Origin of the sequence: Enterobacter cloacae complex sp. FDA-CDC-AR_0132, from assembly GCF_003010695.1 — a bacterium.
Taxonomy (GTDB): Bacteria; Pseudomonadota; Gammaproteobacteria; order Enterobacterales; family Enterobacteriaceae; genus Enterobacter; species Enterobacter ludwigii.
Genome location: NZ_CP027618.1, coordinates 1,529,506 through 1,553,714, shown reverse-complemented (window position 1 = coordinate 1,553,714; position 24,209 = coordinate 1,529,506). Strand labels below are relative to the sequence as shown.

General features: G+C 56.0%; 25 protein-coding genes. 12 read left to right on the top strand and 13 right to left on the bottom strand.

The features are described from left to right. Positions 1 to 14: 14 nt before the first annotated feature. The 4 genes from rhaM to rhaB all read right to left on the bottom strand — a co-directional run bounded on the left by rhaM (position 15) and on the right by rhaB (position 4,022). Positions 15 to 329, bottom strand: coding sequence for an L-rhamnose mutarotase (gene rhaM / locus AM379_RS07600; RefSeq protein WP_032679248.1), 315 nt, complete (start codon positions 327 to 329; stop codon positions 15 to 17). Positions 330 to 356: 27 nt separating this feature from the next. Next, entirely contained in the window at positions 357 to 1,187 is an 831-nt protein-coding gene (gene rhaD, locus AM379_RS07595; RefSeq protein ID WP_014172220.1) for a rhamnulose-1-phosphate aldolase, read from the bottom strand. Positions 1,188 to 1,296: 109 nt separating this feature from the next. After that, a complete protein-coding gene (gene rhaA, locus AM379_RS07590) occupies positions 1,297 to 2,556 on the bottom strand; it encodes an L-rhamnose isomerase (RefSeq protein WP_020883965.1) in 1,260 nt (419 codons plus the stop codon). Beyond that, positions 2,553 to 4,022, bottom strand: a complete 1,470-nt coding sequence (gene rhaB, locus AM379_RS07585; protein ID WP_032679247.1) for a rhamnulokinase — start codon at positions 4,020 to 4,022, stop codon at positions 2,553 to 2,555. The genes rhaA and rhaB overlap by 4 nt, the downstream gene beginning before the upstream one ends. Before the next feature lie 301 nt (positions 4,023 to 4,323). On the opposite strand from rhaB, the gene rhaS reads away from it, so the two are divergent. Both rhaS and rhaR read left to right on the top strand, forming a co-directional pair. Continuing rightward, entirely contained in the window at positions 4,324 to 5,160 is an 837-nt protein-coding gene (gene rhaS, locus AM379_RS07575; protein WP_025202747.1) for an HTH-type transcriptional activator RhaS, read from the top strand. 73 nt (positions 5,161 to 5,233) lie between these two features. Then, positions 5,234 to 6,082 (top strand): HTH-type transcriptional activator RhaR, encoded by an 849-nt coding sequence (gene rhaR, locus AM379_RS07570; RefSeq protein WP_014172216.1) that lies wholly within the window; start codon positions 5,234 to 5,236, stop codon positions 6,080 to 6,082. Here rhaR and rhaT read toward each other — a convergent pair whose 3' ends face one another. Continuing rightward, entirely contained in the window at positions 6,083 to 7,117 is a 1,035-nt protein-coding gene (gene rhaT / locus AM379_RS07565; RefSeq protein WP_020883962.1) for an L-rhamnose/proton symporter RhaT, read from the bottom strand. It lies immediately after the preceding gene. Positions 7,118 to 7,406: 289 nt separating this feature from the next. Between rhaT and sodA the strand changes: the two genes are divergently transcribed. Then, positions 7,407 to 8,027, top strand: a complete 621-nt coding sequence (gene sodA, locus AM379_RS07560) for a superoxide dismutase [Mn] (protein ID WP_014833772.1) — start codon at positions 7,407 to 7,409, stop codon at positions 8,025 to 8,027. Positions 8,028 to 8,097: 70 nt separating this feature from the next. Further along, positions 8,098 to 8,772: a 6-hydroxyaminopurine reductase gene (gene yiiM, locus AM379_RS07555; protein ID WP_032679245.1), complete on the top strand. Its 675-nt coding sequence runs from the start codon at positions 8,098 to 8,100 to the stop codon at positions 8,770 to 8,772. 54 nt (positions 8,773 to 8,826) lie between these two features. Here yiiM and cpxA read toward each other — a convergent pair whose 3' ends face one another. Beyond that, a complete protein-coding gene (gene cpxA, locus AM379_RS07550) occupies positions 8,827 to 10,200 on the bottom strand; it encodes an envelope stress sensor histidine kinase CpxA (protein WP_010436910.1) in 1,374 nt (457 codons plus the stop codon). Beyond that, the gene (gene cpxR, locus AM379_RS07545) at positions 10,197 to 10,895 is read right to left on the bottom strand and encodes an envelope stress response regulator transcription factor CpxR (RefSeq protein WP_014172213.1); all 699 of its coding nucleotides are present in this window, start codon (positions 10,893 to 10,895) and stop codon (positions 10,197 to 10,199) included. Before cpxR ends, cpxA begins: the two co-directional genes overlap by 4 nt. 150 nt (positions 10,896 to 11,045) lie before the next feature. Between cpxR and cpxP the strand changes: the two genes are divergently transcribed. From cpxP to AM379_RS07515, 6 genes are all read left to right on the top strand, one after another. Continuing rightward, a complete protein-coding gene (gene cpxP / locus AM379_RS07540) occupies positions 11,046 to 11,552 on the top strand; it encodes a cell-envelope stress modulator CpxP (protein ID WP_106503578.1) in 507 nt (168 codons plus the stop codon). A gap of 152 nt (positions 11,553 to 11,704) precedes the next feature. Then, positions 11,705 to 12,598, top strand: coding sequence for a CDF family cation-efflux transporter FieF (fieF, locus tag AM379_RS07535; protein ID WP_106503577.1), 894 nt, complete (start codon positions 11,705 to 11,707; stop codon positions 12,596 to 12,598). Positions 12,599 to 12,771: 173 nt separating this feature from the next. After that, a complete protein-coding gene (pfkA, locus tag AM379_RS07530; RefSeq protein ID WP_014172210.1) occupies positions 12,772 to 13,734 on the top strand; it encodes a 6-phosphofructokinase in 963 nt (320 codons plus the stop codon). Between the two features lie 209 nt (positions 13,735 to 13,943). Then, positions 13,944 to 14,933, top strand: a complete 990-nt coding sequence (locus AM379_RS07525; RefSeq protein ID WP_032680073.1) for a sulfate ABC transporter substrate-binding protein — start codon at positions 13,944 to 13,946, stop codon at positions 14,931 to 14,933. A gap of 109 nt (positions 14,934 to 15,042) precedes the next feature. Then, a complete protein-coding gene (locus AM379_RS07520; RefSeq protein WP_047742302.1) occupies positions 15,043 to 15,786 on the top strand; it encodes a CDP-diacylglycerol diphosphatase in 744 nt (247 codons plus the stop codon). A 73-nt stretch (positions 15,787 to 15,859) separates the two neighbouring features. Further along, the gene (locus tag AM379_RS07515) at positions 15,860 to 17,164 is read left to right on the top strand and encodes an SLC13 family permease (protein WP_047742296.1); all 1,305 of its coding nucleotides are present in this window, start codon (positions 15,860 to 15,862) and stop codon (positions 17,162 to 17,164) included. A gap of 33 nt (positions 17,165 to 17,197) precedes the next feature. Here AM379_RS07515 and tpiA read toward each other — a convergent pair whose 3' ends face one another. Both tpiA and AM379_RS07505 read right to left on the bottom strand, forming a co-directional pair. Further along, positions 17,198 to 17,965: a triose-phosphate isomerase gene (gene tpiA, locus AM379_RS07510; protein ID WP_032679242.1), complete on the bottom strand. Its 768-nt coding sequence runs from the start codon at positions 17,963 to 17,965 to the stop codon at positions 17,198 to 17,200. Positions 17,966 to 18,076: 111 nt separating this feature from the next. Continuing rightward, positions 18,077 to 18,673, bottom strand: a complete 597-nt coding sequence (locus AM379_RS07505) for a DUF1454 family protein (RefSeq protein ID WP_020883954.1) — start codon at positions 18,671 to 18,673, stop codon at positions 18,077 to 18,079. 112 nt (positions 18,674 to 18,785) lie between these two features. Here AM379_RS07505 and AM379_RS07500 point away from each other — a divergent pair, with 112 nt between their 5' ends. Beyond that, complete coding sequence (locus AM379_RS07500) at positions 18,786 to 19,205, top strand: DUF805 domain-containing protein (protein ID WP_025202755.1); 420 nt, start codon at positions 18,786 to 18,788, stop codon at positions 19,203 to 19,205. On the opposite strand, the gene fpr is transcribed toward AM379_RS07500, so the two are convergent. The 4 genes from fpr to AM379_RS07480 form a co-directional block, all read right to left on the bottom strand. Continuing rightward, positions 19,206 to 19,952: a ferredoxin--NADP(+) reductase gene (fpr, locus tag AM379_RS07495; RefSeq protein WP_014172203.1), complete on the bottom strand. Its 747-nt coding sequence runs from the start codon at positions 19,950 to 19,952 to the stop codon at positions 19,206 to 19,208. A gap of 96 nt (positions 19,953 to 20,048) precedes the next feature. Next, on the bottom strand, positions 20,049 to 21,059 hold the full coding sequence (glpX, locus tag AM379_RS07490; protein ID WP_032679241.1) for a class II fructose-bisphosphatase: 1,011 nt from the start codon (positions 21,057 to 21,059) through the stop codon (positions 20,049 to 20,051). A 109-nt stretch (positions 21,060 to 21,168) separates the two neighbouring features. Next, positions 21,169 to 22,677, bottom strand: a complete 1,509-nt coding sequence (glpK, locus tag AM379_RS07485) for a glycerol kinase GlpK (protein ID WP_014172201.1) — start codon at positions 22,675 to 22,677, stop codon at positions 21,169 to 21,171. A 21-nt stretch (positions 22,678 to 22,698) separates the two neighbouring features. Continuing rightward, positions 22,699 to 23,544 (bottom strand): MIP/aquaporin family protein, encoded by an 846-nt coding sequence (locus tag AM379_RS07480; protein ID WP_014885705.1) that lies wholly within the window; start codon positions 23,542 to 23,544, stop codon positions 22,699 to 22,701. Between the two features lie 398 nt (positions 23,545 to 23,942). Between AM379_RS07480 and zapB the strand changes: the two genes are divergently transcribed. Next, positions 23,943 to 24,182: a septal ring assembly protein ZapB gene (gene zapB / locus AM379_RS07475; protein ID WP_008501806.1), complete on the top strand. Its 240-nt coding sequence runs from the start codon at positions 23,943 to 23,945 to the stop codon at positions 24,180 to 24,182. The last annotated feature ends 27 nt before the right edge of the window (positions 24,183 to 24,209 follow it).

The window sequence follows — 24,209 nt, the reverse complement described above, 5'->3', positions numbered from 1 at the left end:
GCAGCGTTAACGCTTTAGGGCAGGTAAAACACCGCTTTCAGTTCGGCACTCACCGGGCTGTTGTCGGGGTTCGAGGGCATTACCTCACCCATGTATTTCCACCAGCGCTGACAAACGTCGGTCTTTGCCACCGCGTTCCAGCGCGCTTCCGATTCAATCTCAACGCTCGCAAACAGCAGGTTACGCGCCTCATCGAGATAGATAGCGTAGTGGTGCGCACCGTGGTCTTTTAATACCGCCTCCAGCTCTGGCCAGATGGGGTTATGGCGACGCGCGTACTCGTCGTGCGCGTCAGGGTTCACCTGCATCACAAATGCTTTGCGGATCATCATGCCTCCAGCCGCTTTCGCGGGCCGCTATGGGTACAAATCCAGTGCCGACTGCATCGGCGTGACGCCAAAGCGTTTACCGAGTGCAATCAGCTCTTCCCGGGTGATGGTCTGCTTCATGCCGCCCATCGACAGAACCTTCACCAGCACCTCGGCGGACTTCTCGGCGGTATCAATCAGACCAAACGTTTCGTCGAGCGTCGGCCCGCTGCCGAATACCCCGTGGAACGGCCACAGCACCAGGGAGTGGGACTGCATTTCGATGGCGGTGGCCTGGCCGATTTCGTCGGTACCCGGCACCATCCACGGCAGAATGCCGACCCCGTCGGGGAAGACCACCAGACATTCGGTGCTGCCTTCCCACAGCTTCCGCGTGAGGTAGTCGCTACTGTTTTCCAGCACGTAGGTCAGGGCGATCAGGTTGGTGGCGTGACAGTGCATGATCACCCGGTCTTTGCCGTGGGTTGCCTTGATACGCTCACAGTGAGAGAGGAAGTGCGCCGGGAGTTCAGACGTGGGCACTGCATCGTCCGTCAGCCCCCAGAGGATGTGATAGCCTGCGCCGTCGCTGTCCACTCTCACCACCCCGAGGTTGGCCTGCGGGTCGAGCTGCACGTTACGGAAGAATTTACCGGAACCGGTGACGATAAACGGCGTACTGGCGAGCTGCGGCATTGGCTGGCTCAGGGCGATATAGCGCGGCTTCTGATGGAACTCGGCGGCGAACGGTTCAATGTCGGCATCATCCAGGCGCAGCGTCAGGTTACCGCCGTTGCGCTCGTCCCAGCCTTTTAGCCAGGCGTCGGAGGTGGCTTTAATCATGCCCTGGACGAACCAGGCGTTAGTGATGGTCTGCATAGTGTTTCATTTCCCGTGATCGCGGTGAGCGTTTCCCTCACCCCGGCCCTCTCACACAGGGAGAGGGGGTAAAAGTGGCCTCTTCCACAGGAAGAGGGTGAGGGCATATTTATCCGCGCTGACTCAGCACGTCTTTCTCATACATCCGCACGTTATCCAGCCACTGACTGCCCGCTGGGGTGTCGTTACGCTGGCAGTACATCTCCCACACCGCCTGCCATGGCAGGGTTTTCTGCTCTTCCAGCAGCACCAGGCGCGCGGTGTAATCGCCGTTCTCTTCCAGCTGTTTCAGGGCGCTGGTGGGCTCCAGCAGCGCACGCAGCAGGGCTTTTTTCATGTTGCGGGTGCCAATCACCCAGGCTGCGATGCGGTTGATGGAGGCGTCAAAGAAGTCGAGGCCAATGTGCACGCGGTCAAACAGATCGTGGCGAATGATTTCGCTGGCAATGGCCTGGGTTTCGTCATCCAGCAGCACCACGTGGTCGCTGTCCCAGCGTACGGGACGGCTCACGTGCAGCAGCAGGCGGGGTACGTAGAGCATGGCGGCGGAGATTTTGTCGGAGATCACCTCCGTCGGGTGGAAGTGGCCGGCATCCAGGCACAGCGCGGTCTGGCGGCTGGTGGCGTACCCCATGTAAAACTCGTTCGAGCCCACGGTGTAGCTCTCCGCACCAATACCGAACAGCTTGCTCTCTACGGCGTCGATGTGGTGCGCCGGGTTCAGTTTTTCGCTGATGGCTTCATCCAGCGCCGCCAGCAGGCGTTGACGCGGGGCCAGACGGTCAACGGTGATGTCTTTCATGCCGTCCGGGATCCAGATGTTCATCACCGACGGCGTGCCGAGCTGCTCGCCAAAGTACGCGGAGACGCGGCGGCTGGCTTTTACGTGGTCAATCCAGAACTGGCGGATGTCGTCGTTCGCGTGGGCAAGGGTAAAACCGTCGGCGCTCAGCGGGTGCGAGAAGCAAGATGGGTTGAAATCCAGGCCCAGCTGGTTGGCTTTCGCCCACGCCACCCAGTTTTTAAAATGCGCAGGTTTGATCTCGTTACGCGCGACCGGCGTGTCAGATTCCAGATAGATAGCATGCAGGTTCAGCCGCTTAGGCCCCGGGATCAGGCTCAGCGCCAGCTCCAGGTCGGCGCGCAGCTCGGTGGCGTTACGCGCTTTGCCCGGATAGTTGCCGGTGGCCTGAATGCCCCCCGTCAGCGAGCCGCCCGGGTTTTCAAAACCGGCAACGTCGTCGCCCTGCCAGCAGTGCATGGAGACCGGCAGACGATCGAGCTGGCGCAGCGCCTCATCGACATCCACGCCGACGGCGGCGTAACGCTGTTTAGCCAGGTCCCAGGCTTGTTCAAGTTGAGTGGTCATGCGCAAAGCTCCTTAGTCAGTCGGTTTTGCTGAAACTGCGCCCGATAGCGGGCAATTTCATGGCAGGGATTGGGGATGAACGTGGTCAGCGTGGCGTTCGCCGACACCACCGTGCGGAAATCGTCCACGCTGGCGAGTTCGTCCAGGGTCATGAGCTGAATGCCAATATTGCCGAGCGTCGACGCTTCAATCGGGCCCGCCACCACGGTGATCCCGCAGGCATCGGCGCAGAGCTGGTTCAGAAGCTGGTTCTGGCAGCCGCCGCCGACAATATGCAGCTGAGTGAACGGCCGGCCGCGAAGGTCGGCCAGCTCGCTCAGGATCTCGGCATACAGCAGGGCGAGGCTGTCGAAAATACAGCGTGCCAGTTCTGCCGGTTTCGATGGCACGGGCTGCCCGGCGTCGACGCAGGCGGCCTGGATTTCGGCGCTCATGTCCGCCGGGTTGATAAAGCGGTCATCATTGGGATTGATCAGGAAACTGCAGGCTTTCAGTCTTTCGGTGTCGGCAATAAGCGCAGGCAGGTCGGTAATGTTCTGCTCTTTAAGCACGCGCTGGAGCAGCCACAGACCCATGATGTTCTTCAGCACGCGGTAGCGCCCCTCGGCACCGCCTTCGTTGGTGATGTTCGCGGCCAGCGCGGCATCGCTGGTGTAGGGGGTTTTGCTCTCAAAGCCCATCAGCGACCAGGTCCCGGAAGAGAGGTAGGCCGCGTCGTTACCGGCAAGCGGTGACGCAATGACGGCGCTGGCGGTATCGTGACTCGCAACCGCCACCACCGGGATCGCATTACCCTGCGGGCACATCCATTGCCCGATCACATTGCCAGGATGCGTCGGCGTGTCGAACCAGGAGGGTGAAGCCCCGGTCCAGGCCAGCAGGTGTTCATCCCAGTTATCGGAGTTGATGTTCACCAGTTGCGTGGTGGTGGCGTTGGTGTATTCCCAGTTCATGTTGCCGGTCAGGCGGTAGCTGAAGTAGTCCGGGATCAGCAGTGCATGCGCCACGCGGGGAACCAGCGCCGGCTGCTGTTCGACCAGCGCGCGCAGTTGATAGAGCGTATTGAATGGCAGGAACTGAATGCCGCTGCGGCCATAAATATTCTCTTTGCCAAGCCCGGCAATCGCACGCGCCATCAGGCCGTCGGTGCGGCTGTCGCGATAGGCTATCGGCAAACCAACGCGTTCACCGTTGCTGTCCAGCAGTACATAATCGACGCCCCAGGTATCGATGCCGATACTGTCGATACGGATCCCCGCATCGCAGACCTTCTGCAGTCCGGTGCGGATCGCTGCCTCAAGGCTGTCGATATCCCACACCTCACAGCCGTCCTGCTTTTGCAGGCAGTTAACAAAGCGGTGCATCTCGCGAAGCGAAAGCGTCTGCCGCTTGCCGTCATAAGTGGCCAGCATTACACGGCCGCTGGATGCACCGAGATCTACAGCCACGCAATGGCGAAAAGTCATGGTTGTGTCCTTCTTAAAGTCATTAGCGGTGAGTGTAAAAAAAGGAACCCATCACCACCTTCTCGCCAGTGACAGCGGTTTTCCGGGGCTGGCAAGAAAGCAAAGATGAACGTGAGGGAGTTCACAGTTTCCAGGCGTGACGGGGTTTGCAGGCAGTGTGACGCTTACCGCATTTCCTGATCTTTCAGCCTGTTTCTTGAAAAACGGACAGTTTTTGCGAGGTTTACGGTCGAAAATTTAAGGTGAGGGGGCGGGGCCTTAATTACTATTTTGAGAACATTTCTCATTGGTGGGGGCCGTTATGACCGTACTGCACAGCGTGGATTTTTTTCCTTCGGGTGGGTCGTCTGTCGCGATTGAACCGCGACTCCCTCAGGTGGCGTTTCCTGAGCATCATCATGATTTTCACGAAATTGTGATTGTTGAACACGGAACGGGGATCCATGTGTTTAACGGCCAGCCGTATACCATCAGTGGTGGGACGGTCTGCTTTGTGCGCGATCATGACCGGCACTTATATGAACATACCGACAACCTGTGCCTGACTAACGTGCTTTACCGTTCGCCCGATGCGTTCCAGTTCCTGTCCGGGCTGAACCATCTCCTGCCGCAGGAGAAGGACGGCATCTATCCTTCGCACTGGCGGGTGAATCAGTCCACGCTGCAGCAGGTGCGTCAGCTGGTGAGCCAGATGGAACAGCGCGACGAGGGACAGGAGACCCACGTCATCGCCACGCGTGAGCTGCTGTTTATGCAGCTGCTGGTGCTGCTGCGGCGCAGTAGCATGGTGGCCGGGCTGGGGAATAACGATGCGCGTTTGACTCAACTGATGGCCTGGCTGGAGGACCATTTCGCCGAGGATGTCTGCTGGGAAACGCTGGCGGATGATTTTTCGCTGTCGCTCCGGACCTTGCATCGTCAGCTGAAGCAGCAAACCGGGCTGACGCCCCAGCGCTATCTGAACCGTCTGCGCCTGATTAAAGCGCGCCATCTGCTGCGTCATACCGATGAGAGCGTCACGGATATCGCCTATCGTTGCGGTTTCGGCGACAGTAACCACTTTTCGACCCTGTTTCGCCGGGAATTTAGCTGGTCACCGCGCGATATTCGCCAGGGAAAGGACGCGTCACTGCAGTAACGCGAGGGTTGTCACCGTTTCCCGTGGGCAAAAACGCTAATAATGTCAGGTTATTTGCTGTCGAGGTGGTGTCGTGGTTGCTCAGCTAATGCTTCGCAAAGTGGATTTTTTTGCCTCCGCCGGCCAGGCCGTCGCGGTGGCGGATCGCTATCCGCAAAACGTCTTTGCCGAGCACACTCATGAGTTCTGCGAGCTGGTGCTGGTGTGGCGGGGCAATGGCTTGCATATCCTCAACGACCGGCCCTACCGCATTACGCGTGGGGATCTGTTTTACATCCGTGCTGAAGACAAACACGCCTACGCTTCGGTCAACGACCTGGTCCTGCAGAACGTGATTTACTGCCCCGACAGGCTGAAACTCAACGTCGACTGGGCGGCTTACATTCCGGGTTTTAATGATACGAAGTGCGCGGCGCACTGGCGACTGAGCAGTAACGGCATGACGCAGGTGCGACAGGTGATTTCTCAGCTGGAGCAGGAGAGCCAGAAAAGCGATCCTGAGGCTCACCAGATGGCAGAACTGCTTTTCGCCCAGCTGGTCATGACGTTGACGCGCCATCGCTACGCCATTGATAACCCGTCGGCTACCGCGCAGGAAGCCCTGCTCGATAAGCTCATTACCACCCTGGCGGGCAGCCTTAACAAAAGCTTTGTGCTGGAGAAATTCTGTGAGCAGGCGCAGTGCAGCGAGCGCGCGTTGCGCCAGCAATTCCGCACCCAGACCGGGATGACGGTGAACCACTATCTGCGCCAGCTGCGCATCTGCCATGCCCAGTACCTGCTTCAGCATACGGAACTGATGGTCAGCGATGTGGCGATGCGCTGCGGCTTTGAGGACAGTAACTATTTTTCGGTGGTCTTTAACCGCGAGGTGGGGATGACGCCGGTTCAGTGGCGTCATCGCAGTCGTAACGCGGCGTAATCAGTTCGCCATGCCGAGACCCACAATGTTGGCCGCAATAATGATCACCACGCACCCCAGACTCAGCACGCCCACCGGGCGACGCCCGGCGTTGTTCCACTCTTTCAGAAGCAGACCAACCAGCCCACCGCACAGCACGTAGAAGCTCATGTGCAGCATCCAGCTCATATAGTCATACTGCGCCGGAATACTGGCGTGACCCCACGCGTAGAAGAAGAACTGGAGATACCACATCAGCCCGCCGAGCGCCGAGAGCAGCACGTTCCCGATAATCATCTGTTTAGCCAGCGAGAAGTCGGCTTTCAGCGACAAGGTCTTCACGTTTGCCAGACGGAAAAAACAGAAACCGAGGTTAACCACCGCTCCGCCACCCATGATCACCACGTAGCTTGGCAGTGCCACGTACAGCGGGTCTACGCCCAGTGCGGCAGCAGCTTCATGCATCGGTTTGGCGGCGTTCATCGCGAATGACATGCCTGCGGAGAAGATCCCGCACATCACCGCCAGCAGCAGGCCTTTCTTCAGGTTAAACTCTTCGGCTCTGATGCCCATTTTGCGCTCTTTCAGCTGCCCTGCGCGGGTGACAATGCCCACGCCAATGACGGCCACCAGCACGCCCAGCAGCGTCATCTGGCCGCCTTTGGTGTTGATCAGCACGTCGACGTTACCGTTGAGGATCGGCGTCATCAGAGTGCCAACAATCAGCGTAATACCAATCGCGATGCCAATGCCCATCGACATGCCGAGGTAGCGCATGGTGAGGCCATAGTTAATGTTACCGACGCCCCACATGGCGCCAAAAAGAAAGACCGGCAGCAGGGTGGAGGCGTTAAAGGAGGAGAAGTAGCCCCAGAAATCCGGGAGCAGCATGGCGCTGATGGTCCAGGGAAGAATTATCCACGAGACCACACCGCCGACGGACCACATGGTTTCCCATGACCACTGTTTGACCTGTTTAAACGGGGCATAGAAACAGGCTGCACTGGCCGCGCCTATCAGATGCCAGAAAATACCCATCGTAATCGCATGATTCATGTTTACATCCTCATCGTTTTTATATGCCGGTGGCTTCCCACCAACCCGATGAGTGTAAAAATTAAGCAGTCGGGTAACCTTCGGAAGGTTGCCGCACTTTGGTTTTGAATGGCAATCAACGCGTTAACCGGGTGAGCAGACTCACAATTTCAGCAATAACCGAAAACCGAATAACCTTATAAAAACTACGGCATTGATAATCATTTTCAATATCATTTAATTAACTATAATGAACCAACTGCTTACGCGGCATTAACAGCTGTGCCGCCCGACAATAATGGAGAGGATTATGAGTTATACACTGCCATCCCTGCCGTATGCCTACGACGCACTGGAACCGCATTTCGACAAGCAGACGATGGAAATCCATCACACTAAACACCACCAGACCTATGTGAACAACGCGAACGCCGCGCTGGAAAGCCTGCCAGAGTTCGCTAGCCTGCCTGTTGAAGAGCTGATCACTAAACTGGACCAGCTGCCAGCTGACAAGAAAACCGTTCTGCGTAACAACGCAGGTGGTCACGCTAACCACAGCCTGTTCTGGAAAGGCCTGAAAACCGGTACCACGCTGCAGGGCGACCTGAAAGCGGCTATCGAGCGCGATTTCGGTTCTGTAGACAACTTCAAAGCGGAATTCGAAAAAGCCGCTGCGACCCGTTTCGGCTCTGGCTGGGCGTGGCTGGTTCTGAAAGGTGACAAACTGGCGGTTGTTTCAACGGCTAACCAGGACTCCCCGCTGATGGGTGAAGCAATCTCTGGCGCATCCGGTTTCCCTATCCTGGGTCTGGACGTGTGGGAACACGCTTACTATCTGAAATTCCAGAACCGTCGCCCGGACTACATCAAAGCCTTCTGGGACGTGGTGAACTGGGACGAAGCAGCAGCGCGTTTCGCCGCGAAAAAATAAGGTTGCATTGACGCCTGTGAGAAGCGAGTCTGATGACTCGCTTTTTTTGTATCTGCAGAAAGGAGCAGCGATGCATTTTCCGGTGAATGTCTTTACAGGCAAGGTAAGGGAGTACGACGGCAGCCGCCCGAGCGCCATCGCCAAAATTCAGGTCGACGGCGAGTTGACGTTAACCGACCTCGGGCTGGTGGGCGATGAGCAGGCCGAAAAGAAAATCCATGGCGGGCCTGACCGCGCGCTGTGCCACTATCCGCGGGAACACTATCAGCACTGGATAACCGAGTTTCCCGAACAGGCGGATATGTTTGTCGCGCCCGCGTTTGGTGAGAATCTCTCAACGGAAGGGCTGACCGAGAAAAACGTCTTTATCGGCGATATCTACCGCTGGGGCGATGCCCTGATTCAGGTGACGCAGCCGCGCTCGCCGTGCTTCAAACTAAACTATCATTTCGGCATCAGCGACATGTCTGCCCGGCTGCAGAGCGCGGGTAAAACGGGCTGGTTATATCGGGTGGTGCTGGCAGGTCAGGTATCGGCAGATGCGCCGCTGGTGCTGGCATCGCGCCTGAGTGATGTCTCGGTATATGACGCCTGCGCGATCGCCTGGCATATGCCGTTTGATGACGACCAGTACCATCGGCTTTTGTCCGCTGCAGGGCTGTCCACGAGCTGGACCCGAACGATGCAGAAACGCCGTTTAAGTAGCAAGATCGAAGATAATTCGCGGAGATTGTGGGGGAAATAGTTTCCCCGCAGAAGAGGCAAGCCGGGTCAGCGATACCGCCGCCCGGCTAAACGGCTACGAACGTTTATACAACGGCAGCCACAGCGTTAACCGCAACCCACCCAGCGGGCTGTCGTCGGCTTTCACCCAGCCGCGATGCTGCTGCATGGCGGTTTCCACAATCGCCAGACCCAACCCCGTGCCGCCAGATTCACGGTCACGCGCCTCATCGGTACGGTAGAACGGACGGAAAATCTGTTCGCGGTCTTCCGGGCTTACCCCAGGACCATCGTCATCAACGATGATGGTGATCCCGTCTTTATCCACCGAGAAGGCTACTTCAATCTTCGTGTGCGAATAGCGCAGGGCGTTACGCACGATGTTCTCCAGCGCGCTTTCCAGCGTGTTGGGGTTACCGTACAGCGGCCATGGCCCTGGCGGGAAGTTGACGGTAAAGGATTTCCCCATCTGCTCCGCTTCGAACGCCGCGTTATCCAGCACTTCATGCCATAGGTGGTTGGCTTTCACCGTTTCGCTCACCAGCGCATTTTTCTGCTGATTGCGCGACATGACCAGCAGGTCGTTAATCATGCTGTCCAGACGATGCGCTTCCGTTTCAATACGTTCCAGCTCTTTGCTCTCACCGCTGCGGCGACGCAGCAGCGCGGTACCGAGCTGTAAGCGCGTGAGCGGCGTGCGCAGCTCGTGCGAGATATCCGACAGCAGGCGTTGCTGTGCCGTCATCATGCGGTCGAGGGCGCTCACCATCTGGTTAAAACTGGTCCCGGCGGCAAGGAACTCCTGTGGACCGGCTTCCAGTTCAGGGTGTTGTCGCAGGTTACCCTGCGCCACTTCGTCCGCCGCGTTTTTCAGCTTACGCGCCGGTTTCGCCAGACTCCACGCCAGCCACAGCAGCAGCGGTGAGCTAACCAGCATGGTGACAATCAGCAGCAGCAGCGGACGGTCAAACAGCAGGTTGATGAAATCGGACTGGGAGTTGCTCGCCGGGCGGATCAGGTAAAGCTGGTAATTATCCTCGCCATCTCTGACGGAGAAGGGGCCCACCATCTCAACCCGACCGTATTTTTTCTTCTGAGGATGGTCGGCGTTATCCGCCTGACCAATGAAGTTACGGATGATCTGCATTTCATTGCGATCGGCGCCAATCACGCGCCCTTCGCTGGTCACCAGCAACAGGCGCTGGCCTGGCGGTGCCCATTTGTCGATAGCGCGAAACAGCCTGCGCCACCACATTAAATCGTTCGGCGGGTCGTTTGCCAGCTCGGCTTCCACGTGCTGCTCGATCATCACGCCCTGACGTTGCTCGCTGTCGAGAAGCTCCGTCATCTGGCGTGAGTCGAGTTTTGGCAACATCAAAACGAGCATTAAAACCAGTGCCAGCGTCAGCCAGAAAATGGCGAAGATGCGGGCTGTTAAGCTTCCTATCATGAAGCGGAAACCATCAGATAACCGCGACCACGCAGGGTTTTAAACCACGGGTGCCCGTCCTTGCGTTCCGGCAGCTTGCGGCGCAGGTTCGAGATATGCATATCGATGGCGCGATCAAACGGAGTGAGGCGTTTGCCAAGCACTTCCTGGCTCAAATGTTCACGCGATACCACCTGGCCGAGGTGCTGGGCCAGCAGATACAGCAGGGTGAACTCGGTGCCAGTCAGTTCCAGCGTTTCACCGTCAAAACTCGCTTCCTGACGGCCCGGATTCAGGCTCAGGGAGTCGACTTCCAGCGTCGGTGAACTGTTGTCGCTGTTCTGCTGCTGTTCGCTCCAGTGAGAACGACGCAGGATAGCGCGAATACGGGCAACCAGTTCACGGTCGTTAAACGGCTTTGGTAAATAGTCATCCGCGCCCAGCTCAAGGCCAAGTACACGGTCAAGTTCGCTGCCGCGAGCGGTCAGCATAATTACGGGCGTCTGGTGTGTCTGGCGAAGCTCTTTCAACGTATCAATGCCGTTTTTCTTCGGCATCATAACGTCGAGCAAAAGTAAATCGATGCTGTCGTCAAGGAGACTCAGCGCCTGCTCGCCATCATGGGCAACCAGAACGTTGAAACCTTCCATGTCGAGCAACTCCTTTAAAAGGGATGTGAGCTCTCGGTCATCATCAACTAACAGGATTTTATTCATTGTTTAAATACCTCCGAGGCAGAAATTACGACATCAAGGCTATCTAATCCATGACTTTACGTTGTTTTACACCCCCTGACGCATGTTTGCAGCCTGAATCGTAGACTGTCTCTCGTTGAATCGCGACACGAAAGATTTTGGGAGCAAGTGATGCGCAAAGTTACCGCTGCCGTCATGGCCTCAACGCTGGCGTTCAGTACATTAAGCCAGGCCGCTGTAGCTATCCCCGGCGATAACGGGCCCTCAACGGAGGGGGCAACGCAGCACAGCAGCCAAAGCCATATGTTTGATGGCATAAGTTTAACCGAACATCAGCGTCAACAGATGCGAGATCTGATGCAGAGGGCACGACACGACCAGCCCCCTGTTAGTGTTAGCGAAATGGAGACAATGCACCGTCTTGTCACCGCAGAAAAATTTGACGAAAGCGCTGTACGCGCTCAGGCCGAAAAAATGGCACAGGAGCAGGTTGCCCGCCAGGTAGAGATGGCGAAGGTCCGCAACCAGATGTTCCACCTGCTAACGCCCGAGCAGCAAGCGGTTTTGAACACAAGACATCAGCAGCGAATGGACCAGTTGCGTGAGGTTGCACGGATGCAGCGAAGCTCAGAAACAACGTTTTTCAGTAGCAATAGCAGTACCCGTAGTAACCAGTAAACCCTGTTTTCCTTGCCATAGACACCATCCCTGTCTTCCCCCACATGATGTGGGGGTTTTTTTGCCCTTCATTCTGCTTCGTTAACCGTTTATTCATCCTTTGACTCCCCATGCTTCCGTTATACTAGCGGCATGACATGACAGGAGCGTTTATGAATCAATCCTATGGAAGACTGGTAAGTCGGGCAGCGATTGCAGCGACGATCGTGGCTTCAAGCCTGTTAGTGATTAAAATTTTTGCGTGGTGGTATACCGGCTCAGTCAGTATTCTCGCGGCGCTGGTGGACTCGTTGATGGATATTGCCGCCTCGCTGACGAACCTGCTGGTTGTGCGTTACTCGTTGCAACCGGCAGATGAAGAACACACGTTTGGGCACGGGAAAGCCGAATCGCTGGCCGCGCTGGCGCAAAGCATGTTTATTTCCGGCTCCGCGCTGTTTCTGTTTTTAACCGGTATTCAGCATCTCGTCTCGCCGTCACCGATGAACGATCCCGGCGTGGGCGTGGTCGTGACGATTGTGGCACTTATATGCACACTTGTTCTGGTAACGTTCCAGCGCTGGGTTGTTCGCAAAACGCAAAGCCAGGCTGTACGGGCGGATATGCTTCATTATCAATCTGATGTTATGATGAATGGCGCTATTCTTATTGCGCTCGGTCTGGCCTGGTATGGCTGGCATCGGGCCGATGCGTTGTTTGCGTTAGGGATTGGCATCTATATTTTATATAGCGCCTTACGGATGGGGTATGAAGCGGTGCAATCGCTTCTGGACCGCGCCCTCCCGGACTCAGAACGTAATGAAATTTTTTCTATCGTGACCTCCTGGCCTGGTGTCAGAGGTGCACACGATCTTCGAACGCGGCAGTCAGGGCCGACCCGCTTTATTCAGATTCATATTGAAATGGAAGACAACCTGCCACTGGTTCAGGCTCACATTATTGCTGAGCAGGTCGAGCAGGCGATTTTGCAGCGTTTTCCTGGTTCAGACGTCATTATTCACCAGGATCCCTGCTCGGTTGTACCCGGACATGTTGAGCTTTCGTAATTGGTTGTAAAAAAGTGAGCCAGGCCAGCATTTTGTGTATAAATTACCGCCATTTGGTCTGACCTGAATCAATTCAGCTGGAAGTGATTGATATACTATTTGCAGTATTCGTTGGTCGATAAATTCTTCCGGCAACAGATTTCAATTTTGCATTCCTAAGTTCAGAGGTAGTCATGATTAAGAAAATCGGTGTGTTGACAAGCGGCGGTGATGCGCCGGGCATGAACGCGGCAATTCGTGGGGTTGTCCGTTCAGCGCTGACGGAAGGCCTGGAAGTTTTTGGTATCTATGATGGTTATCTGGGCCTGTATGAAGATCGCATGGTTCAGCTCGACCGTTACAGCGTGTCCGACATGATCAACCGTGGCGGTACCTTCCTCGGTTCTGCGCGCTTCCCGGAATTCCGTGATGAACACGTCCGTGAAGTGGCTATTGAGAACATGAAAAAACGTGGCCTCGACGCACTGGTTGTTATTGGTGGTGACGGCTCGTACATGGGTGCAAAACGTCTGACTGAAATGGGCTTCCCGTGCATCGGGCTGCCGGGTACGATCGACAACGACATCAAAGGCACTGACTACACCATCGGTTATTTCACCGCACTGGGCACCGTTGTTGAAGCGATTGACCGCCTGCGCGACACCTCTTCTTCCCACCAGCGTATCTCCATCGTGGAAGTGATGGGCCGTTACTGTGGTGACCTGACGCTGGCTGCGGCCATCGCCGGCGGTTGTGAGTTCGTGGTGGTTCCGGAAGTGGAATTCAGCCGTGAAGATCTGGTGGCTGAAATCAAAGCGGGTATCGCAAAAGGCAAGAAACACGCCATCGTAGCCATCACCGAGCATATCTGTGACGTTGACGAGCTGGCGAAGTACATCGAAACCGAAACCAAACGTGAAACGCGTGCTACCGTTCTGGGCCACATCCAGCGTGGGGGTTCCCCGGGTCCATACGACCGCATCCTGGCATCACGTATGGGTGCATACGCCATTGAACTGCTGCTGCAGGGTCATGGCGGTCGTTGCGTGGGTATTCAGAACGAAAAACTGGTTCACCATGACATCATCGACGCCATTGAAAACATGAAGCGTCCGTTCAAGGGTGACTGGCTGGACTGCGCAAAAAAACTGTACTGAGCGGTGACTTTCCCCCGGTCGCGCTGAGTTAACCGGGTCCGCAGTCCACGCTCATAAAGACCGGGTAAGGCGATATCGCCACCCGGTTTTTTTATGCCTGCTCGTTTTTTATTCCTCTACGTTATAGCCAATCTTTTTTTATTCTTTAATCATTGGTTAGCTTTCTGGCACGCTGCAAGCATCAAAACACTACACAAGAGATCCGGGCGATGAATAAATGGGGCGTGGGGTTAACATTATTGCTGGCATCGACCAGCGTTCTGGCTAAGGACATCCAGTTACTGAACGTGTCATACGACCCGACGCGTGAGCTGTACGAGCAGTACAACAAAGCCTTCGCGGCACACTGGAAACAGGAAACCGGCGACAACGTGGTGGTGCGTCAGTCTCATGGTGGCTCCGGTAAGCAGGCGACCTCAGTCATCAACGGGATTGAGGCCGACGTGGTTACCCTGGCGCTGGCCTATGACGTCGACGCCATCGCCGAGCGTGGGCGTATCGATAAAAACTGGATCAAACGCCTGCCGGACAACTCAGCGCCTTACACCTCGACCATTGTTTTCCTGGTGCGTAAGGGCAACCCAAAACAAATTCATGACTGGAACGATTTGGTTAAGCCGGGCGTTTCCATTATCACCCCGAACCCGAAAAGCTCGGGTGGCGCACGCTGGAACTACCTGGCGGCCTGGGGCTACGCGCTGCATCACAACAACGGTGACCAGGCAAAAGCCCAGGCGTTCGTGAAAGCGCTGTATAAAAACGTTGAGGTGCTGGACTCGGGCGCACGCGGTGCCACGAACACCTTCGTTGAGCGTGGGATTGGCGACGTGCTGATCGCATGGGAAAACGAAGCCCTGCTCGCCACCCACGAACTGGGTAAAGACAAGTTCGAGATCGTTACGCCAGGCGAATCTATCCTCGCCGAACCTACCGTTTCTGTGGTTGATAAAGTGGTTGAGAAGAAAGAGACCAAAGCGGTGGCGGAAGCGTACCTGAAGTATCTCTACTCGCCAGAAGGCCAGGAAATTGCGGCGAAAAACTACTATCGTCCACGCGATCCGGCAGTGGCGAAGAAATATGAAAGCGTCTTCCCGAAACTGAAGCTTTTCACCATTGATGAAGAGTTCGGCGGCTGGGCGAAAGCGCAGAAAGAGCACTTCTCTAACGGCGGAACTTTCGACCAGATCAGCAAGCGCTAAACGTTAGCAGGACAGACACGGTGACCCGGCGCGAGAAATCCGCCGGGTTTTTTATTTGGTCATCATTTTGCGTTACTCTTTCGCCACTATCGAAAACAGGGAACGCATTGTGAAAAAAATACTATTACTGATTCTGGTTGTCATCATTCTTGCCGCGGGTGGCTGGTACTGGATGAAAGCGGGTAATCCGAATGCGTTGCGTCATATCGTTCTCGACCAGTGTCTGCCGAATCAACTCCAGCACCGTAACCCGGCCCCGTGCGCGCAGGTGAAGCCTGATGCGGGTTATGTGGTGTTTAAAGACCGCAACGGGCCGCTGCAGTATCTCCTGATGCCGACTTACCGTATCAAAGGAACCGAAAGCCCGCTGTTGACCGAACCGAATACGCCCAACTTCTTCTGGCTGGCCTGGCAATCACGCAACTTTATGAGCATGAAGCGCGGGACCGAGGTGCCGGACAGCGCAATTTCGCTCACCATTAACTCCCCGACAGGCCGTACGCAGAACCATTTTCATATCCATATCTCCTGCCTGCGCCCGGACGTGCGCGAGAAGCTTAATGCCGCGCAGGGGCAAATCAGTACACAGTGGTTACCGTTCCCGGGCGGGCTGGAAGGGCATGAGTACCTCGCCCGTCGCGTGACGGAAAATGAGCTGGTACAGCGCAGTCCGTTTATGATGCTGGCTGAAGAGCTGCCGGAAGCGCGTGACCATATGGGGCGCTTCGCGCTGGCCATGGTGCAGCAGTCGGATGGATCGTTTGTCTTACTGGCGACCGAACGTAACTTGCTGACCCTGAATCGCGCGTCGGCTGAGGAATTGCAGGATCATCAATGCGATATCCTGAAGTGACATCACCATAAATAGCGTTTACTCGTCCTGCCTGTCGCCGTAGACTTGCTGAAAAAAACGACAGGAGACAGGAATGTCGCTCTGGTTAACGCATCCTCTGTTTGTGCCCTCATTGATAGTCGGCGTCACCATCGTGCTGTGGGCGACGTCGCTATTGCCGGAATTTATCACCGCGCTGCTGTTTTTCACGGCGGCGATGGCCGCCAGAATCGCCCCGGCGGAGGTGATTTTTGGTGGTTTTGCCTCGTCTGCATTCTGGTTAGTGTTTAGCGGCTTCGTGCTGGGGGTGGCAATCCGTAAAACCGGTCTGGCGGACAGGGCCGCACGGGCGTTGTCGGCAAAACTCACTGATTCGTGGGTATTGATGGTGGCAAGCGTGGTGGGGCTGAGCTACGCGCTGGCGTTTGTGATGCCGTCGAATATGGGCCGTATCGCGCTGCTGATGCCGATTGTCGCCGCCATGGCCAAAAGGGCCGCCATCCCCGACGGTTCCCGCGCGTGGTATGGCCTGGCGCTGGCCGTCGGGTTCGGAACCTTCCAGCTCTCGGCGACCATCCTGCCTGCCAACGTGCCGAATCTGGTGATGAGTGGCGCCGCGGAGGGCTCGTACGGGATCCATCTGAACTATGTCCCGTATCTGCTGCTGCATACACCCGTCCTCGGGATCCTGAAAGGGGGCATTCTGATCGGCCTGATCTGCTGGTTGTTCCCCGGCAGCCCGAAACCGGCCACCGATCTTACGCCGTCTGAACCGATGGGGCGGGATGAAAAACGTCTCGCCTGGCTGCTGGCGGTGGTGCTGGGGATGTGGGTGACAGAGAGCTGGCACGGCGTTGGACCGGCGTGGACGGGTCTTGCGGCATCGGTCATCGTCATGCTGCCACGCGTTGGGTTTATCACCGGTGAAGAGTTTTCTGCGGGAGTGAACATGCGCACCTGCATTTACGTGGCGGGGATTCTCGGGCTGGCGATTGTAGTGACCCAAACGGGTATCGGTTCCGCGGTGGGGGAGGCGTTATTGCGGATTATGCCGCTTGATGCCAGCAGACCGTTCACCAGCTTCCTGGCGCTTACCGGTATTACCACGGCGCTCAACTTCATTATGACCGCGAACGGTGTACCTGCGTTGTACACCACGCTGGCACAGAGTTTTTCGGACGCCACCGGTTTCCCGCTGTTGTCGGTGATCATGATTCAGGTACTGGGGTATTCCACGCCGCTGCTGCCGTATCAGGCGTCGCCGATTGTGGTGGCAATGGGTTTAGGGAAGGTGCCTGCAAAGGCGGGGATGTTGCTCTGTCTGGCGCTGGCGATTGCAACGTATCTGGTGCTGCTGCCGCTGGATTATCTGTGGTTTAGCGTGCTGGGGAAAGTGTAATTTCCCTCCCCGGTGGGGGAGGGAAGTCGGTTTTTACGCCTGTTTAGCCGCTTCTGCTGCTTTAACGATCACCGCGAAAGCGTCAGCTTTCAGGGATGCACCGCCAACCAGCGCGCCATCGATGTCTGGCTGGGTGAACAGCTCAGCAGCGTTGGATGCGTTAACGGAACCGCCGTACTGAATAATTACCTGCTCAGCCACTTTCGCGTCCGCTTTAGCAATGTGGTCACGGATAAATTTGTGAACCGCCTGTGCCTGCGCAGGGGTCGCTGATTTGCCGGTACCGATCGCCCAGACTGGTTCGTACGCGATAACCGCGCCTTCGAATGCGGCAGCACCCTGTGTTTTCAGCACGGCGTCGATCTGACGAGCACACACTTCTTCCGTTTTGCCTGCTTCGTTTTCGGCTTCGGTTTCACCGATGCACAGAACCGGGATCAGACCCTGCTCTTTCAGCACCGAGAATTTCTTCGCGATAAATTCGTCGGATTCTTTGTGGTAAGTGCGACGCTCAGAGTGGCCGATGATGATGTATTTCGCGCCGATATCTTTCAGCATTTCAGCAGAGGTTTCACCGGTGAATGCGCCTGACAGGTTAACGTCAACGTTCTGTGCGCCCAGAATGATGTGGCTGCCGTCAGCGGCATGTTTAGCCAGATCCAGGTACATATCCGGCGGAGCGATAGCAACCGCGCAGCCCGTCACGCCCGCCAGCTCTTTACGCAGGTTCGCAACCAGTTCGTTTACCATGTGGCGGCTGCCGTTCAGTTTCCAGTTACCCATCACTAAAGGATGTCGCATTTCAATTCTCCACGCTAAATTAGCGAATTAAGGAATATGGCCGCCCTGTCGGGCAGCATGGTCTGTGAATCAGTATAGAGATTTTCCCTCGAAAGGCTTTGCTTTTTGTCATTAATTCGCCCCGCCGAGTGTGTCTGATAGTGCCAGCTTAATCGGTTCAACAGCGAAGGTCAGTCCTTTTTCACCGTTATCTGCCACCACATAGCGTATGGCCCCTTCGGTATCGGCGTAGTAACGCTTGTTTTTACCGGCGGTGAGAAGTTTTTGCAGCTTTTGCTGGCTTTGCTTTTTGGTCAGCGCGGGCGTAAAAGCCTGCAGTATCGCGCTCATGTACTCGAGCGCTTTTGCCTTAGCGGCTTTCTGCTCTGGCCCCTGAATCGGCAGCCAGGTTATCTGCATGCTTTTGATTTTTAGCGTGCCGCGCTCCAGCGCAGTGGAGGCATATAAATTCTCGTTAATCTTGCTCGCAGCCCGGGTCAGGGTTGGCGTATCCCGGGAGCTGTCAATGGCGCGGAATTCATCCAGCGGTAGCGTGGGGTTGGTTTTATTGAAGGTTTCACGAAACTGGCTGATTGACTGATCGAACGAGGGCGCACCTGCCAGCAGATAGGGGGCTGTCGTCGGGGCAGTGGTTTCGGCGGCGTGCAGGGGAACACCCGCGATGAGCATCGCTAAACACAGGAAAAGAGAACGTGCCGAACTTTTCATCAACATTGCCCCTGGCCGTAAGTGTTCATGATTAAATCGATATCTGGTCGGCTTGTCAAAAGGTCACAACTCCAGGGTAAAATGCGCGCTATATGATAATAAGGAACCTTACATGACCATACAGCAGTGGTTGTTTTCATTCAAAGGGCGTATTGGACGCCGTGACTTCTGGATCTGGATGGCGACGTGGATCGTTGCCATGCTGCTTCTGTTTTTCGTGGCCTTCAACGCATGGCTCAGCACACAAACGGCGGCGTTTGCGCTGGTCTGTTTACTGTGGCCAACTGCGGCCGTGGTGGTGAAACGTCTGCACGATCGCGGCCGTTCCGGCGCGTGGGCTTTTCTGATTATTCTGGCGTGGATGCTGGTGGCCGGGAACTGGTCGATACTTCCGTCCATCCTTCCCTGGGTGGTGGGCAGACTGCTACCAACCATTATTTTTGTCATGATGGTGGTCGATCTGGGCGCGTTTATCGGCACCCAGAGCGAAAACAAATACGGCAAAGACACCCTTGAGGTGAAATACCGCTGATCACCAGTAGTGTTCGGCAGTCATATGGCCCGGCCGGCGGCGAAGATGTTTCGTCATCTGCCGGGTATCCTTCAGAAGCTGCTGCGTGTCGCGAACCATCTGCGGGTTGCCACACAGCATGACGTGGCTGGTTTCAGCGCTCATCGGCAAGCCAATTGCGTCTTCCAGTGCACCACTCTCAATCAATGCCGGCACGCGGCCCGTCAGTGAACCTGCTGCGGTTTCGCGGCTGACCACGGTCTGAATTTTCAGTTTCCCGCCGTACTGCTTTTCCAGCGCCTGCATCTGCGGAAGATAGCTCAAGTCTGCGGCATAGCGCGCGGCGTGAACCAGCACGATGTTTTTAAAGCGCTCAAGGTCTTTGCCGTACTGCAAAATAGAGAGATAGGGGCCAATGGCCGTGCCGGTTGCCAGCATCCAGAGGGTGTCGCAGTCCGGGATTTCGTCCAGCACGAAGAAACCGGCCGCTTCACTCACAATTTGCACATCGTCACCGGGCTTAAGCGCGGCAAGGCGTGGGCTGAGTTTGCCGTCCGGGACGGTGACCAGATAGAACTCGAGATCCGGGTTATCGGGGGCATTAACGTAGGAATAGGCGCGCTGCACGCGCTCGCCGTCAACATCCAGTCCCAGCTTCGCAAATTGCCCGGCCGTAAACGGGTGGACGGGAGCATGCAGGGTGAGACTAAATAGCGCATCGGTCCAGAACTGTATCTTTGTGACTTTACCTGTTACCCAGTCCGCCATGATCTTCTCCTGTGCTTTTTCTCTGTTCTATCTTCCGGACTTGTGGTGAAGATTTCCAGCCCATATGGGCCGGAAAGCTCTATCGATCAAACGGTTTTACAGAATGTGCGCCTGCACGTCAGGGTCTTTACGATCCAGATAGTGAACAGACCGAATGCGGCGAATGGTGCGCGATTTACCGCGGATCAGCAGGGTTTCGGTGGTGGCCATATTGCCCTTACGGGTGATGCCATCCAGCAGGTCACCTTTGGTGATGCCGGTTGCGGAGAAGACAACGTTGTCGCTGCGCGCCATGTCATCCAGCGCAAGCACCTTGTTGGCTTCAATACCCATCGCTTCGCAGCGTTTCAGCTCTTCTTCGCCAATACGGCGATTCTCTTCGCTGTCGCCTTTGACTTCATGACGGGGCAACAGACGGGCCTGCATGTCGCCATCCAGAGCGCGGATCACCGCGGCGGAGACCACACCTTCCGGCGCGCCGCCGATGCCGTAAAGGACATCCACTTCGCTGTCTGGCATGCAGGTCAGGATAGACGCTGCTACGTCGCCATCCGGGATGGCAAAGACGCGAACGCCGAGCTGTTGCAACTGGGCAATGGTGGCATCGTGGCGCGGTTTCGCCAGAATGGTCACGGTGAGCGCGCTAAGCGGTTTTTCCAGCGCCCTGGCAACGTTACGCAGATTCTCTTCCAGCGACAGGCTCAGGTCGATAGCCCCTTTGGCGCCGGGGCCGACAATCAGCTTTTCCATGTACATATCCGGTGCGTTGAGGAAACAGCCTTTGTCCCCTACCGCCAGCACGGCCAGCGCGTTGGCCTGGCCCATTGCCGTCATGCGGGTACCCTCAATCGGGTCAACCGCGATATCCACGGCATCACCTTTGCCGGTGCCCACTTTCTCACCGATATAGAGCATTGGCGCTTCGTCGATCTCGCCTTCGCCAATGACGATGGTGCCATCGATATTGACCTGGTTAAGCACAATGCGCATGGCATGGACAGCCGCACCGTCTGCGGTATTTTTGTCGCCACGGCCGAGCCATTTATAGCCCGCCAGTGCGGCAGCTTCGGTGACGCGGGAAAACTCGATAGCCAGTTCACGTTTCATGAGGTACTCGTGCAATCAAAAGGAATTGCACGAAGTTTATCACAGAGTGGGGGTGGGTGCGGTCGGTCCCCTCTCCCCGGCGGGGTGAGGGGACGGGTGAGAGGAGAAATTACTGCTCGTGCTCTTCCCACGCCAGGGCGCGTTTCACCGCTTTCTTCCAGCCGCTGTAGCGGTAGTTACGCTCAGTGGTTTCGATGCCAGGGCGGAATTCGCGTTCGATAACCGCTTTTTCCTGCAGTTCATCCAGATTCTGCCAGAAGCCGACAGCCAGACCCGCGAGATACGCCGCACCCAGCGCGGTGACTTCACGTACTTCCGGGCGCTCTACGCGGGTGCCCAGAATGTCGGACTGGAACTGCATCAGGAAGTTGTTGGCAACGGCGCCGCCGTCCACGCGCAGGGCGTGCAGACGAATGCCGGAGTCAGCCTGCATCGCTTCCAGTACGTCGCGCGTCTGATAAGCGATGGATTCCAGCGTAGCGCGGATAATGTGGTTCGAGTTTACCCCACGGGTCAGGCCGAAAATCGCGCCGCGTGCATACGGGTCCCAGTAGGGTGCGCCCAGACCGGTAAAGGCCGGAACCACATACACACCGTTGGTGTCCTTCACTTTGGTTGCGAAATACTCGGAGTCAAACGCATCGCTGATGAGTTTCATCTCGTCACGCAGCCACTGAATAGACGCACCTGCCATGAACACCGCACCTTCCAGCGCATAGTTCACTTCACCGCGTGGGCCGCAGGCGATGGTGGTCAGCAAGCCGTTTTCTGATTTCACCGCTTTCTCACCGGTGTTCATCAGCATAAAGCAGCCGGTACCGTAGGTGTTTTTCGCCATCCCTTCCTTAACGCACAGCTGGCCAAACAGCGCCGCCTGCTGGTCACCGGCAATACCGGCAATTGGAATACGCGTGCCGCCTTTGCCGCCGATATTGGTCTGACCGTAAACTTCAGAAGATTTACGGACTTCTGGCAACATCGCGCGCGGGATATCCAGCGCGTCCAGCATCTTGTCATCCCACTCCAGGGTATTGATGTTGAACAGCATGGTGCGCGAGGCGTTGGTGTAATCAGTGACGTGGACACGCCCCTGGGTCATCTTCCAGATAAGCCAGGTGTCGACGGTACCGAACAGCAGCTCACCGCGTTTTGCACGTTCACGTGAACCCTCAACGTGGTCGAGGATCCATTTCACTTTGGTACCGGAGAAATACGGGTCAACGACCAGACCGGTTGCGCTACGCACATAGTCTTCCATACCGTCGCGCTTCAGCTGTTCGCAGATTTCTGACGTACGGCGGCACTGCCAGACGATGGCATTGTAAATGGGCTTACCGGTTTCGCGCTCCCAGACGATAGTGGTTTCACGCTGGTTGGTAATACCGATAGCGGCAATCTCGTCGGAACTGATATCGGCTTTCGCCAGCACTTCTACCAGCGTGGAGCTTTGTGAAGCCCAGATCTCCATAGGATCGTGTTCAACCCAGCCTGGACGAGGATAGATTTGCTCAAATTCGCGCTGTGACACGCTGACGATATTCGCGTCATGATCCATTACGACAGCGCGGGAGCTGGTAGTGCCCTGGTCGAGCGCAACGATATATTTTTTTTCGGTCATGGTATGTGTCCCGTAGTCAGATTACAGCGAAGCTTTTTGTTGTGCGGTAGAAGTCGTTTCCTTCTCCTCTTCCACACAGGTGTCGCACGGTAAATGGCGACCAATTAATTTGCGGTAGCTAAATGCACCCAGCGCAGCCCCGACAACCGGTGCAAACAGCGGTACCAGGAAGTAAGGGATATCTTTACCGCCGGTGAAGGCCACGTCGCCCCATCCTGCGATAAAGGCAAAAGCTTTAGGTCCGATATCACGCGCCGGGTTCATCGCAAACCCGGTCAGCGGGCCCATGGATGCGCCGATCACCGCAATCAGCAGGCCAATCAGCAGCGGTGCCAGCGGGCCGCGCGGAATGCCGTTTCCGTCGTCGGTCAGCGCCAGGATAACGCCCATCAGAATAGCGGTAATCACCATTTCAACTGCGAACGCCTGCACAAAATTGATATGCGGGTTGGGATAGGTTGAGAAAATGCCTGCCAGATCCAGACTTTCGACACTGCCACGCACCATATGATGTGTCTGTTCGAAGTCGATGAAAAGATTGTAATAAAGCCCGTAAACTAACGCCGCTGCGCAAAACGCGCCGGCAAACTGAGAAAGGATGAAGGGAACAACTTTGCGTCCGTCGAAGCACGCGAACAGCCACAGCGCGATGGTCACCGCCGGGTTAAGATGTGCGCCGGAAACCCCTGCGGTCAGGTAGATGGCCATCGCCACGCCCAGACCCCAGATAATACTGATTTCCCACTGACCGAAACTGGCACCCGCCACTTTCAGTGCAGCAACACAGCCCACTCCGAAGAATATCAACAACCCGGTACCAAGGAACTCGGCAATGCACTGGCCTTTTAAGGTTGATGTCTGACTCATAATCGGAATCCTGAAGAAATTGATGTTTATTGTTAGCATGACCGCCCGTGACAGCCACGATGCCCTGTAGACATAGTGTTAATTTATCGTTAACGAGCAAAAACGAGAAATATCGAAATCAAAATGTGTGGTCTGCGTCAATAAAATGAGCGTTTTCGCGCCATAAAGCGCATTTTTACACCAATAGCAAAATGTGAGCTGAATCATTTCATTAACGAATCAGTTAACAATTTAGGGGTATATGCCGCGAACGCACCAGGACGAGGCCGAAAAGTGTTGCAAACCACGATCTGCGCGGTCTGCCGCTGGACAGGGGCGACGGGGCTTCATACAATCGGCATATCTGTTGTGCGCGTTTACGTTAAAGCGTCGCCTTGCAATTCAGGAGAGGTAGGATCATGTCTTTAGAAGTGTTTGAGAAACTGGAATCGAAAGTACAGCAGGCGATTGACACCATCACGCTGCTGCAGATGGAAATTGAAGAGCTGAAAGAGAAGAACAACAGCCTGGCGCAGGAAGTTCAGAACGCCCAGCACAGCCGTGAAGAACTGGAGCGCGAAAACAACCAGTTGCGTGAACAGCAGAATGGCTGGCAGGATCGTCTGCAGGCGCTGCTGGGGCGTATGGAAGAAGTGTAATTTCTTTCGGGAAATGCAGAACAGGCC

Excerpts from the sequence above, each read along its gene's own strand:
- AM379_RS07525 (WP_032680073.1), top strand. The coding sequence starts at position 13,944 with ATGAATAAATGGGGCGTGGGGTTAACATTATTGCTGGCATCGACCAGC.
- zapB (WP_008501806.1), top strand. The coding sequence starts at position 23,943 with ATGTCTTTAGAAGTGTTTGAGAAACTGGAATCGAAAGTACAGCAGGCG.
- rhaS (WP_025202747.1), top strand. The coding sequence starts at position 4,324 with ATGACCGTACTGCACAGCGTGGATTTTTTTCCTTCGGGTGGGTCGTCT.
- glpK (WP_014172201.1), bottom strand. The coding sequence starts at position 22,677 with ATGACCGAAAAAAAATATATCGTTGCGCTCGACCAGGGCACTACCAGC.
- rhaB (WP_032679247.1), bottom strand. The coding sequence starts at position 4,022 with ATGACTTTTCGCCATTGCGTGGCTGTAGATCTCGGTGCATCCAGCGGC.
- AM379_RS07480 (WP_014885705.1), bottom strand. The coding sequence starts at position 23,544 with ATGAGTCAGACATCAACCTTAAAAGGCCAGTGCATTGCCGAGTTCCTT.
- rhaD (WP_014172220.1), bottom strand. The coding sequence starts at position 1,187 with ATGCAGACCATCACTAACGCCTGGTTCGTCCAGGGCATGATTAAAGCC.
- cpxR (WP_014172213.1), bottom strand. The coding sequence starts at position 10,895 with ATGAATAAAATCCTGTTAGTTGATGATGACCGAGAGCTCACATCCCTT.
- rhaA (WP_020883965.1), bottom strand. The coding sequence starts at position 2,556 with ATGACCACTCAACTTGAACAAGCCTGGGACCTGGCTAAACAGCGTTAC.
- AM379_RS07500 (WP_025202755.1), top strand. The coding sequence starts at position 18,786 with ATGACCATACAGCAGTGGTTGTTTTCATTCAAAGGGCGTATTGGACGC.
- cpxP (WP_106503578.1), top strand. The coding sequence starts at position 11,046 with ATGCGCAAAGTTACCGCTGCCGTCATGGCCTCAACGCTGGCGTTCAGT.
- pfkA (WP_014172210.1), top strand. The coding sequence starts at position 12,772 with ATGATTAAGAAAATCGGTGTGTTGACAAGCGGCGGTGATGCGCCGGGC.
- fpr (WP_014172203.1), bottom strand. The coding sequence starts at position 19,952 with ATGGCGGACTGGGTAACAGGTAAAGTCACAAAGATACAGTTCTGGACC.
- cpxA (WP_010436910.1), bottom strand. The coding sequence starts at position 10,200 with ATGATAGGAAGCTTAACAGCCCGCATCTTCGCCATTTTCTGGCTGACG.
- glpX (WP_032679241.1), bottom strand. The coding sequence starts at position 21,059 with ATGAAACGTGAACTGGCTATCGAGTTTTCCCGCGTCACCGAAGCTGCC.
- rhaT (WP_020883962.1), bottom strand. The coding sequence starts at position 7,117 with ATGAATCATGCGATTACGATGGGTATTTTCTGGCATCTGATAGGCGCG.
- sodA (WP_014833772.1), top strand. The coding sequence starts at position 7,407 with ATGAGTTATACACTGCCATCCCTGCCGTATGCCTACGACGCACTGGAA.
- yiiM (WP_032679245.1), top strand. The coding sequence starts at position 8,098 with ATGCATTTTCCGGTGAATGTCTTTACAGGCAAGGTAAGGGAGTACGAC.
- AM379_RS07505 (WP_020883954.1), bottom strand. The coding sequence starts at position 18,673 with ATGAAAAGTTCGGCACGTTCTCTTTTCCTGTGTTTAGCGATGCTCATC.
- AM379_RS07515 (WP_047742296.1), top strand. The coding sequence starts at position 15,860 with ATGTCGCTCTGGTTAACGCATCCTCTGTTTGTGCCCTCATTGATAGTC.
- tpiA (WP_032679242.1), bottom strand. The coding sequence starts at position 17,965 with ATGCGACATCCTTTAGTGATGGGTAACTGGAAACTGAACGGCAGCCGC.
- rhaM (WP_032679248.1), bottom strand. The coding sequence starts at position 329 with ATGATCCGCAAAGCATTTGTGATGCAGGTGAACCCTGACGCGCACGAC.
- fieF (WP_106503577.1), top strand. The coding sequence starts at position 11,705 with ATGAATCAATCCTATGGAAGACTGGTAAGTCGGGCAGCGATTGCAGCG.